This is a genomic window from Pseudomonas sp. N40(2020), from assembly GCF_014472415.1.
Lineage (GTDB): Bacteria > Pseudomonadota > Gammaproteobacteria > Pseudomonadales > Pseudomonadaceae > Aquipseudomonas.
This window is the reverse complement of record NZ_JACSZV010000004.1, coordinates 243,385-254,132: the sequence shown is the minus strand read 5'-3', so window position 1 is coordinate 254,132 and position 10,748 is coordinate 243,385. Positions and strand designations below refer to the sequence as shown.

The window sequence follows — 10,748 nt, the reverse complement described above, 5'->3', positions numbered from 1 at the left end:
GCTGCGATCTTTTGATCTTGTGTTTTATAAATCAAAAACAGGATCAAAAGATCGCAGCCTGCGGCAGCTCCTACAGGTGGAAACCGACCTAGACTCAAATCATCCCTTCCGACAAGGCAGTCACCATGATCTCGATGTCCTCCTTCCACGCCATGCTCATTCCCATCCTGAGCGGAATGGTCCTGCTGGCCGTCGGCTTCAACTTCCGCAACAAGAACGCCGGGGTGTTCGCCATGTGGATCGGCATGCTGACGATACTCGCCACCGTGGTCTACAAGATCCTCGCCAAACTCAACGAATAAATCCGCGCCCGGCTCGCATTGATTAATGCGGCCTCGTACACTCCAGCGAATCCGCCCCTTGCGAGGTTGACCGCCTAGTGTTTGCTCGTCTTTTTGCTCTACCCTGCCTGTTCCTCATCTGCCTGATGACGCTGCTGCCCATGGCGCCCGCCCACGCGGTCGGTCTGCCGGGCCTGCTCAACACCACCAAGACGCAGCCAGAAGCCCAGGAACCGTTGGGCCAGTCCCTCGATGAAGTCATCAAGTCGCTGGAAAACGACAAGCAACGTGCACAGTTGCTGACCGATCTGAAGAAACTGCGCGATGCCACGAAAAAAGCCCAGGCCTCTCCCGAAGAAGGCGTGCTCGGGTTGATTGGCGGCACCCTGGCCAATTTCGAGAAGCAGTTTTCCGGAGCTGGCAGCCCGGTCACTCGCTGGTCCAACGAATTCGATCTGGCCAAAGATGAACTGAAAGCGCTGATGCTCCCGACCAGTGAATGGCTGCCGATCATTTTCGGCTTCGCCATGATTCTCATGGTCTGGAGCCTGCTTGCCGCCGCGCTGATCTGGGTCAGTCACCGGGTGCGCATGCGCTTCGGACTCACTGAAGAACTGCCGCAACACCCCAGGGCCGTCGACATGCTGCGCTTCGCATTGCGCAAGCTCGGGCCGTGGTTGATCGCGTTGGTGATCACCGTCTACATGAGTTATGCGTTGCCGTCGTCTCTGGGCAAAAGCCTGGCGATGGTGCTGGCCTACGCGCTGGTGGTCGGCACCTGCTTCTCGGCGATCTGCGTGATCGCTTTTTCCCTGCTCGACGGCCCCCACCGCCATCGCGCGTTGTACATCCTGCGCCATCAGGCGTTTCGGCCGTTGTGGCTGATCGGCAGCTTCGCCGCCTTCGGGGAGGCGCTGAACGACCCGCGCCTGATCGAGAGCCTCGGCGTGCATCTGGCGCACACCGCCGCGACCATCGCCAATGTTCTCGCTGCGCTGTCGACCGGGCTGTTCATCCTGCGATTCCGCCGGCCGATCGCCCACCTGATCCGCAACCAGCCGTTGTCCCGACGCCTGACCCGCCGAGCCCTCAGCGACACCATCGAAATCCTCGGCACCTTCTGGTACGTACCAGCGCTGGTGCTGGTCGGCATCTCGCTGTTCGCCACCTTCGTCTCCGCCGGCGACACCAGCACCGCGCTACGCCAGTCGCTGATCTGCACCGTATTGTTGGTGTTGTGCATGGTTATCAACGGCCTCGTGCGCAGGCACTCGCTGAAACCGCAACGCGGGTCAAAACGCCACGCGCTCTATTCCGAGCGCCTGAAAAACTTCTTCTATACCCTCGCGCATTTGCTGGTGTGGCTGGTGTTCATCGAACTCGGCCTGCGCGTGTGGGGCCAGTCGCTGATCGGTTTTGCCGAAGGCGAAGGGCATGACGTCAGCGTCAAACTGTTCAGCCTGATCGGCACACTGGTTTTCTCCTGGCTGATCTGGATCCTCGCCGACACCGCCGTGCACCACGCACTCACCCGCTCGCGCAAAGGCCTGGCCAATGCGCGGGCGCAAACCATGATGCCGCTGATCCGCAACGTGCTGTTCGTGGCGATTTTCATCATCGCGCTGATCGTCGCCCTGGCGAACATGGGCATGAACGTCACGCCACTGCTGGCCGGTGCCGGTGTGATCGGTCTGGCTATCGGTTTCGGTGCACAGTCGCTGGTGGCGGACTTGATCACAGGCCTGTTCATCATCATTGAGGACTCGCTGGCCATCGACGATTACGTCGACGTCGGCGGCCACCTCGGCACCGTCGAAGGCCTGACCATCCGAACCGTGCGCCTGCGCGACATCGACGGCATCGTCCACACCATCCCGTTCAGCGAAATCAAAAGCATCAAGAACTACTCGCGGGAATTCGGCTACGCGATCTTCCGCGTGGCGGTGCCGTACAACATGGAAATCGATGACGCGATCAAACTGATGCGCGACGTCGGCCAGAAAATGCGCACTGATCCGTTGCAACGCCGCAACATCTGGTCGCCGCTGGAGATTCAGGGTGTAGAGAGTTTCGAATCCGGCAGCGCGATTCTGCGCGCGCGCTTCAAGACCGCACCGATCAAGCAGTGGGAAGTTTCCCGAGCCTTCAACCTGTCGCTCAAACGTCACCTGGACGAAGCCGGGCTCGATCTGGCGACGCCACGCATGAGCGTGCAAGTGATCACCGCCGGTGGTGGCCAGCCGAAGGAATAGCACTTAGGCACGACGTTCGGATCACAGGCAGGAAGCCAAGAACAATAAACAAGGAGAAACCCGATGCAGCTCACACGTATTGCCCAAGCCGTTCTGTTCACCTTGTTCGCCGGCCACGCCGGGGCTGCCACGATGGACAGCACCCGCGAACAAATCGCCACGCAGGCCAAGGCACTTGAGCCCGAACTGCTGGAAACCCGTCGCGACATCCACGCCCACCCGGAACTGGGCAACACGGAAAAACGCACGTCCGAATTGGTCGCCAAACAACTGAAAGCCATGGGTCTTGAGGTGAAAACCGGCGTCGCCCGCACCGGCGTCGTTGCAGTCCTCAAAGGCGCCCTGCCCGGTCCGACCGTGGCCCTGCGCGCCGACATGGACGCGCTGCCGGTCAAGGAAGTCGCCGACCTGCCATTCGCCTCGAAAGCCAAAGGCACCTACCTCGACAAAGAAGTCGACGTGATGCACGCCTGCGGCCACGACGCCCACACCGCGATCCTGCTGAGCACGGCGAAAATTCTCACAGGCATGCGCGACACTCTGCCCGGCACCGTGGTGTTTTATTTCCAGCCTGCCGAAGAAGGCCCGAGCGACTTCATCCCCGATGGAAAGAACACCTGGGGCGCGAAAATGATGGTCGAAGAAGGCGTGATGAAATCCCCCAAACCCGACGCCGTTTTCGGCCTGCACGTCTGGGCCGGCGTCCCGGCCGGCCAGATCGCCTACCGCCCAGGCGCCACCCTCGCCAGCTCTGACGACCTGCGCATCAAAATCCTCGGCAAACAAACCCACGCCGGCCGCCCCTGGGACGGCATCGACCCGATCACCGTCGGCGCCCAAACCATCGTCGGCCTGCAAACCGTGGTCAGCCGCCGTACCGACATTTCATCTTTCCCGTCTGTCGTCAGCATCGGCACCATCAACGGCGGCACCCGTTACAACATCATTCCCGAATCCGTCGACATGACCGGCACCATCCGCTCCTACGACTACGGCATCCGCCAGAAACTGCATGCGGACGTACGCCAGACCGTCGAGAAAATCGCCGAAAGCGGTGGTGCGAAAGCCGACGTCACCATCATCGAAAAATACGACCCGACCATCAACAACCCGGCACTGACCGAAAAAATGCTGCCGACATTGAAGTGGGCGGCCAAGGATGACGTGGTGAATGCACCGCTGGTGGGTGGCGCAGAGGACTTCTCGTTCTTTGCCAAGGAAGTGCCGGGGCTGTTTGTGTTTCTCGGCGTGACTCCGCGAGACCAAGACATAAGCAAGGCCGCGCCGAATCACAATCCGGGGTTCTTTGTGGATGAGTCGGCGTTGGTGGTTGGCGTGAGGACACTGGCATCGTTGGCGACGGATTATTTGTATGCCAATGCTGGGGCAGCAAAATAGAGATGGAGTGACTGTGGGGGCGCCTTCGCGAGCAAGCTCGCTCCCACAGAAAAGCAAAGCCGAGCGCATCCGCTCTTCACCACTCAACAGAATGAGCGTTAGCTCGGCTGCAGCTTTTGATCTGAAGGCCCGTCGGCAGGCTGAGTGGAGGGATTGATCCGGGGGTGGGAGCGCAGCGACCGTTCGACGAAGTCGAACACATCGAAAGGAGGTGCAGCGAAGCAAACCGGAAGCGATGCGCCCGGATCAATCCCGGAGCGAAGGTACCCGAGCCACGGCGAGGGCCGAACGTCAGGGTAAAGACCTTTGCTTCCTTTGGGGCGTTTGCCAAAGGGAGTCGACCGTCAGGGCGAAACCATAAGAAGCCATCACCGCAGCAACGGATATTCACCCAACCGATCAAACGACATCGACCCCGACATGAATCGCATCATGCCGCCAAAACTCCAGATCACAATCAATCAACCGCTCATGCTGATCATAATTGACCCGAGCAATCCGCAACCCCGGACTCCCCACCGACACCCGTAAAGCCGCCGCCGCATCCACCGACAACGACGTAGGCACAATCTCAAACCGCACCCGCCCATAGTGCAAATCGTAATGCCGCGCATACAACTCAGTAATCGACTGATTCAAATCAAACTCTAAAATCCCCGGGAAATACTGCGGATTCAAATAGTGCTCTACATAAAGCACCAACCGCCCATCAATCCGCCGCGACCGACAAATCTGAATCACACTCGACAACGCCGGCAACTGCAACCATGCACACACCGCCGCCGAAGCCGGTTGCAGTCGAGCCGAAATCACCTCGGTCGAAGGCACCCGCCCCTGCGCACTGACCATCGCGTGAAAGTGACTGCGCTGCATCAGGTTGTAGGCCAGACGCGGTGGCGAAACGAACCAGCCCCGCCGCTCCTCACGATAAATCTGCCCCTGCGCCTCCAACTGCAACAACGCCTCACGCACAGTAATCCGCGTCGTGCCAAACAACTCACTGAGCTTGCGCTCGGCCGGCAACTTGCTGCCGGGCGCCAATAGCCCGTGGTCAAGTTGCTCCTGCAACACCTGGCCAATCGCTGTCACCGCTTTTGTTGCCTCATCGCGCATCAACGTTACCTACCTGGACTAGACCAGCACTGTTTCAGGGCAAAAACCGAACGACCTGCAAGCCGTTAACGAGTGTTGCAAGCCTAGGCAGTGCAGATGACCAACAGATGACAAACCTGCTCAACGGTCGCCTTAACGACTTGCAATACATCGGCCAAGTCCCTTGCCCGACGGGGCTTTGAGCATGGTCTACGCTTATCTGGCAGCCGCCGATACCGGGCAAATAAAAGGCCTGAAGCAAGGCCACCGACATGAAAGTGTCATCCAGCCCCCTTAAATTGGCTCAGGTATTGCTGACCTAGACCAACACAAACCGCAATCGCAGCGTTGAACACGACCAAGGAGCTTCGGAATGAAACAGCTTTTCCTGGCAACACTGTTAGGCTCGACCATTGCAATGTGCACCGCCGCTATGGCGGCCGACACTGATCTGAAAACCCTCGAAGCCGCTGCGAAAGCGGAAGGCGCCGTCAACAGCGTCGGCATGCCCGATGACTGGGCCAACTGGAAAGGCACCTGGGAAGACCTCGCGAAAAAATACGGTCTGAAACACATCGACACCGACATGAGCTCGGCCCAGGAAATCGCCAAATTCGCTGCGGAAAAAGATAATGCCAGCGCCGATATCGGCGACGTCGGTGCCGCCTTCGGCCCGATCGCGGTCAAGCAAGGCGTGGTGCAACCGTACAAGCCAAGCACCTGGGACCAGATCCCGGACTGGGCTAAAGACAAGGACGGCAACTGGGCACTGGCCTACACCGGCACCATCGCCTTCATCGTCAACAAGAAGCTGCTGCACGGTTCCGAAGTACCGACCAAATGGGCTGACCTCAAGGGCGGCAAATACAAGGTTTCCATCGGTGACGTGAGCACCGCTGCGCAAGCTGCCAACGGCGTTCTGGCCGCAGCGCTGGCCAACGGTGGCGACGAGAAGAATATCCAGCCTGCCCTGCTGCTGTTCGCAGACATCGCCAAGCAAGGTCGCCTGTCGATGGCCAACCCGACCATCGCCACCATGGAAAAAGGCGAGATCGAAGTCGGCGTGGTCTGGGACTTCAACGGCCTGAGCTACAAGGCCAAGATGGCCAACCCGGATGACTACGTGGTGCTGATCCCGTCTGACGGTTCGGTGATTTCCGGCTACACCACCATCATCAACAAATACGCGAAGAACCCGAACGCCGCCAAGCTGACCCGCGAATACATCTTCAGCGACGCCGGCCAGACCAACCTCGCTCGCGGTAACGCCCGCCCGATCCGCGCCGAACACCTGCAACTGCCGGAAGACGTGAAAGCCAAACTGCTGCCGAACGAGCAGTACAAAAAGGTCACGCCGATCAAGGACGCCGATGCGTGGGAGAAAACCTCCAAAGGCCTGCCACAGAAGTGGAACGAAGAAGTCATCGTAGAGATGAAGTAATCCTTCATCTGTAGGAGCTGCCGCAGGCTGCGATCTTTTGATCTTGCTCTTGAAAGGCAAAGTCAAAAGATCGCAGGCTTCGCCAGCTCCTACAACGTTCGGTCCTAGCCTTGTTTTCGGAGTCACCGCCCCTATGAAGCACAACGTCATCCTTGTCGTGCTCGACGGCCTCAACTACGAAGTCGCGCGTCACGCCATGGGGCATCTGCAGGCTTACGTTGGCGCAGGACGCGCCGCACTCTACAAACTGGAGTGCGAGTTGCCCGCCCTGTCCCGACCACTTTACGAATGCATCCTCACCGGCGTGCCGCCGATCGACAGCGGAATCGTTCACAACGACGTCTCGCGCCTGTCCAACCAGCGCAGCATCTATCACTACGCGCGTGACGCCGGCCTGAAAACTGCCGCGGCGGCCTATCACTGGGTCAGCGAGTTGTATAACCGCTCGCCGTTTGTGGCCGCCCGCGACCGCCACACTGACGATCCATCACTGCCGATCCAGCACGGCCACTTCTACTGGAACGATCACTACCCGGATTCACACCTGTTCGCCGACGCCGAAAACCTGCGCCTGCGGCACACGCCTGACTTCCTGCTGATTCACCCGATGAACATCGACGACGCCGGCCACAAGCACGGCCTCGACACCCCGCAATACCGCAACAGCGCGCGTTTCGCCGACATCATCCTCGCTGACTACTTACAGGCCTGGCTCGACGCCGGTTATCAGGTACTGGTGACCGCCGATCACGGCATGAACAACGACCGCTCGCACAACGGCCTGCTGCCGGAAGAACGCCAGGTGCCGCTGTTTGTTCTCGGCGACGCCTTCAGCCTCAACGCAGACGCTGCACCGAAGCAGACCGAAATCTGCGGCACGGTCTGCGAACTGCTCGGCGTGCCCCATGACAAACCTGTGTGCCGGGAGCTGCTCAAGTGAATGCCATGACTCGCGGCAAATGGCTGGCGGCACTGTGCCTGGTGCCCTTCGCACTGTTCTTTATCGTGTTTGAAATCGCCCCGCTGATCTGGGTGATGATCAACAGCCTGCAATCGGAAGAGTCTGGTTGGGGCCTGGAAAACTTCAGCAAGATCTTCAGTTCGAAGTTCTACCGACAGGCGATCCAGTACAGCCTGGAAATCAGTTTCTGGTCGAGTGTATTCGGCATCATCATCGCCGTGCTCGGTGCGTACTCCCTGCGCCGGGTCGACTCGAAACTGCGCAACTTCGTGAATGCCTTCGCCAACATGACCAGCAACTTTGCCGGCGTGCCTCTGGCCTTCGCGTTCATCATCCTGCTCGGTTTCAACGGCAGCATCACCATCATGTTGAAGCAGGCCGGGATCATCGAGGACTTCAACCTGTACTCGAAAACCGGGTTGATCATCCTTTACACCTACTTCCAGATCCCCCTCGGCGTGTTGTTGCTCTACCCGGCCTTCGATGCCTTGCGCGAAGACTGGCGCGAGTCCGCCGAATTGCTCGGAGCCAACGGCTGGCAGTTCTGGCGGCACATCGGTCTGCCGGTCTTGACCCCCGCGCTGCTCGGCACGTTCGTGATCCTGCTGGCCAACGCCCTCGGCGCCTACGCCACGGTGTATGCACTGACCACCGGCAACTTCAACGTGCTGCCGATCCGCATCGCGGCGATGGTCTCCGGCGATATCTCCCTGGATCCGAATCTGGCCAGTGCGCTGGCCGTGGTGCTGGTGGCGCTGATGACCATCGTGACCGTCGTGCATCAACTGCTGTTGAAGAGGAGCTACCATGTCTCGCGTTGAATCCGGCCCGGCCGGCCTCTACCACCGCGTCGTGGTCTACCTGCTGTTCGCCATCCTCTTGGCACCGCTTGTGGGCACACTGATTTACTCAATCGCCAGCAGTTGGTCGGCGACCATTCTGCCCAGCGGCTTTACCTTCAAGTGGTACATCCAGTTGTGGAGCGATCCACGCTTCCTGCACGCCTTCGGCCAGTCATTGCTGGTGTGCGTCGGCGCGTTGGTGCTGTCGGTGGTGCTGATCCTGCCGCTGCTGTTTGTGGTGCATTACCACTTCCCCAAACTCGATGCGCTGATGAACATCCTGATCCTGCTGCCCTTCGCGGTGCCGCCAGTGGTGTCGTCGGTCGGCCTGTTGCAGCTCTACGGTTCCGGGCCAATGGCGATGGTTGGTACGCCGTGGATTCTGATCGGTTGCTACTTCACCGTGGCGCTGCCGTTCATGTACCGGGCGATCACCAACAACCTTCAAGCGATCAATCTGCGCGACCTGATGGACGCCGCCCAACTGCTCGGCGCGAGCACCTTTCAGGCAGCAATTCTGTTGGTGCTGCCGAACCTGCGCAAAGGCCTGATGGTGGCGTTGCTGCTGTCGTTCTCGTTCCTGTTCGGTGAGTTCGTCTTCGCCAACATCCTCGTCGGCACCCGCTACGAAACCCTGCAGGTTTATCTGAACAACATGCGCAACAGCAGCGGCCACTTCACCAGTGCGCTGGTCATCTCCTACTTCTTATTCGTGCTGGTCCTGACCTGGATCGCCAACATTCTGAACAAGGACAAAAGCGAATGAGCTATGTCAGCGTCCAACATCTTCAAAAAAACTACGCTGGCACCACGGTGTTCAGCGACATCGACTGCGAAATAAACAAGGGCGAATTCGTCACCCTGCTCGGCCCGTCCGGTTGCGGCAAATCCACCCTGCTACGTTGCATCGCCGGGCTGACGCCGGTCGATGGCGGCAAGATCCTGCTCGATGGCGTCGACATCGTGCCGCTGAGCCCGCAGAAACGTGGCATCGGCATGGTGTTCCAAAGCTACGCGCTGTTTCCCAACATGACCGTCGAACAGAACGTCGCCTTCGGTCTGCGCATGCAAAAGGTCAATGCCGACGACAGCCATAAACGCGTTGCCGAAGTGTTGAAACTGGTTGAACTGAACGACTTCGCCAGTCGCTATCCCCATCAGCTTTCCGGCGGCCAATGCCAGCGCGTTGCCCTCGCCCGTTCGCTGGTGACTCGTCCGCGCCTATTGCTGCTGGATGAGCCGCTGTCGGCCCTCGATGCACGGATTCGCAAGCACCTGCGCGAACAGATCCGTCAGATCCAGCGGGAACTCGGCCTGACCACGATCTTCGTCACCCACGATCAGGAAGAAGCGCTGACCATGTCTGACCGGATTTTCCTGATGAATCAGGGGAAAATCGTACAGAGCGGCGACGCCGAAACCCTGTACACCGCGCCTGTCGATGTGTTCGCCGCCGGCTTCATCGGCAACTACAACCTGCTCGATGCAGACGACGCGTCGAAGCTGTTGCAGCGCCCGATCAACCACCGCATTGCCATTCGCCCGGAAGCCATCGAACTGAGCCTGAACGGCGAACTCGACGCACAGATCCGCAGCCACAGCCTGCTCGGCAACGTCATCCGCTATCGCGTCGAAGCGCGCGGCGTAGAGTTGGTGGTGGATGTGCTCAACCGTTCGGCCGCCGATCTGCACCCCGACGGTCAGCGTCTGGCACTTTCCATCGATCCGACGGCCCTGTGTGAGGTAGCCTGATGACTTTGCTGACGTTGAAGAGAGAACTGCACTGATGGCCCTGGCAATTTTTGATCTGGACGAAACCCTCATCCACGGCGACTGCGCCACCCTCTGGAGCGAGCAGATGGGCCGTTTGGGCTGGGTCGACCCCGAATCGTACATGCGCAAAAACAACGAGCTGATGGATGCCTACAGCCATGGCAAATTGCGCATGGAAGACTACATGGACTTCAGCCTCGAACCACTGATCGGCCGTACCCCAGAAGAAGTCGAGCACTTGGTCGGCCCGTGGGTTGAAGACTTCATCGAACCGATCATCTTCAGCGACGCGACCAAAACCATCGCCGCCCACCGCAAGGCCGGGGACCGGATTCTGGTGATCTCGGCATCGGGCACGCATCTGGTCAAGCCGATTGCCGATCGGTTGGGCATCGACGAAGTCCTCGGCATCGAACTGGAAGTCGCGCATGGCGTGTACAGCGGCCATACCGTCGGCACCCTGACTTACCGCGAAGGCAAGATCACCCGCTTGCTTGAGTGGCTGGATGCTGAAGAGGAAAACCTGGAGGGCGCGAGTTTCTATTCCGACTCACGCAATGACCTGCCGTTGTTGCTGAAGGTGGATTTCCCGCACGTGGTCAATCCGGATCCGGTGCTGCTTGAACATGCCGAAAAGGCCGGCTGGCCGATCCATCTCTGGAAATAAAAGCAAAAGATCGCAGCCTCCGGCAGCTCCCACAGGGTGTA

Annotated in this window: 10 protein-coding genes; 9 read left to right on the top strand and 1 reads right to left on the bottom strand. The window is 59.4% G+C overall.

Annotation, left to right across the window (positions count from 1 at the left end; translation table 11 throughout):
• Positions 1-125: 125 nt before the first annotated feature.
• The 3 genes from IAI51_RS05180 (at position 126) to IAI51_RS05170 (ending at position 3,931) form a co-directional block, all read left to right on the top strand.
• Positions 126-302, top strand: a complete 177-nt coding sequence (locus IAI51_RS05180; RefSeq protein WP_187677498.1) for a hypothetical protein — start codon at positions 126-128, stop codon at positions 300-302.
• A gap of 77 nt (positions 303-379) precedes the next feature.
• Positions 380-2,533, top strand: coding sequence for a mechanosensitive ion channel domain-containing protein (locus IAI51_RS05175; protein ID WP_187677497.1), 2,154 nt, complete (start codon positions 380-382; stop codon positions 2,531-2,533).
• Positions 2,534-2,596: 63 nt separating this feature from the next.
• On the top strand, positions 2,597-3,931 hold the full coding sequence (locus IAI51_RS05170) for an amidohydrolase (RefSeq protein WP_187677496.1): 1,335 nt from the start codon (positions 2,597-2,599) through the stop codon (positions 3,929-3,931).
• A 399-nt stretch (positions 3,932-4,330) separates the two neighbouring features.
• Here IAI51_RS05170 and IAI51_RS05165 read toward each other — a convergent pair whose 3' ends face one another.
• Complete coding sequence (locus tag IAI51_RS05165) at positions 4,331-5,044, bottom strand: UTRA domain-containing protein (protein WP_187677495.1); 714 nt, start codon at positions 5,042-5,044, stop codon at positions 4,331-4,333.
• 352 nt (positions 5,045-5,396) lie between these two features.
• Here IAI51_RS05165 and IAI51_RS05160 point away from each other — a divergent pair, with 352 nt between their 5' ends.
• The 6 genes from IAI51_RS05160 (at position 5,397) to IAI51_RS05135 (ending at position 10,707) form a co-directional block, all read left to right on the top strand.
• Positions 5,397-6,464, top strand: coding sequence for an ABC transporter substrate-binding protein (locus tag IAI51_RS05160; RefSeq protein WP_187677494.1), 1,068 nt, complete (start codon positions 5,397-5,399; stop codon positions 6,462-6,464).
• Positions 6,465-6,597: 133 nt separating this feature from the next.
• Positions 6,598-7,404 (top strand): alkaline phosphatase family protein, encoded by an 807-nt coding sequence (locus tag IAI51_RS05155; protein ID WP_187677493.1) that lies wholly within the window; start codon positions 6,598-6,600, stop codon positions 7,402-7,404.
• Positions 7,405-7,409: 5 nt separating this feature from the next.
• Positions 7,410-8,246 carry an ABC transporter permease gene (locus IAI51_RS05150; protein ID WP_187677504.1) on the top strand — a complete coding sequence of 279 codons (837 nt, stop codon included), beginning with the start codon at positions 7,410-7,412 and terminating at the stop codon, positions 8,244-8,246.
• The gene (locus IAI51_RS05145; protein WP_187677492.1) at positions 8,233-9,033 is read left to right on the top strand and encodes an ABC transporter permease; all 801 of its coding nucleotides are present in this window, start codon (positions 8,233-8,235) and stop codon (positions 9,031-9,033) included. The genes IAI51_RS05150 and IAI51_RS05145 overlap by 14 nt, the downstream gene beginning before the upstream one ends.
• Positions 9,030-10,019, top strand: coding sequence for an ABC transporter ATP-binding protein (locus IAI51_RS05140; RefSeq protein ID WP_187677491.1), 990 nt, complete (start codon positions 9,030-9,032; stop codon positions 10,017-10,019). Before IAI51_RS05145 ends, IAI51_RS05140 begins: the two co-directional genes overlap by 4 nt.
• Before the next feature lie 34 nt (positions 10,020-10,053).
• On the top strand, positions 10,054-10,707 hold the full coding sequence (locus tag IAI51_RS05135) for an HAD family hydrolase (protein WP_187677490.1): 654 nt from the start codon (positions 10,054-10,056) through the stop codon (positions 10,705-10,707).
• The last annotated feature ends 41 nt before the right edge of the window (positions 10,708-10,748 follow it).

Coding starts and splice junctions, on each gene's coding strand:
- IAI51_RS05180 (WP_187677498.1), top strand. CDS start 126: ATGATCTCGATGTCCTCCTTCCACGCCATGCTCATTCCCATCCTGAGC.
- IAI51_RS05170 (WP_187677496.1), top strand. CDS start 2,597: ATGCAGCTCACACGTATTGCCCAAGCCGTTCTGTTCACCTTGTTCGCC.
- IAI51_RS05165 (WP_187677495.1), bottom strand. CDS start 5,044: ATGCGCGATGAGGCAACAAAAGCGGTGACAGCGATTGGCCAGGTGTTG.
- IAI51_RS05160 (WP_187677494.1), top strand. CDS start 5,397: ATGAAACAGCTTTTCCTGGCAACACTGTTAGGCTCGACCATTGCAATG.
- IAI51_RS05155 (WP_187677493.1), top strand. CDS start 6,598: ATGAAGCACAACGTCATCCTTGTCGTGCTCGACGGCCTCAACTACGAA.
- IAI51_RS05150 (WP_187677504.1), top strand. CDS start 7,410: ATGACTCGCGGCAAATGGCTGGCGGCACTGTGCCTGGTGCCCTTCGCA.
- IAI51_RS05145 (WP_187677492.1), top strand. CDS start 8,233: ATGTCTCGCGTTGAATCCGGCCCGGCCGGCCTCTACCACCGCGTCGTG.
- IAI51_RS05140 (WP_187677491.1), top strand. CDS start 9,030: ATGAGCTATGTCAGCGTCCAACATCTTCAAAAAAACTACGCTGGCACC.
- IAI51_RS05135 (WP_187677490.1), top strand. CDS start 10,054: ATGGCCCTGGCAATTTTTGATCTGGACGAAACCCTCATCCACGGCGAC.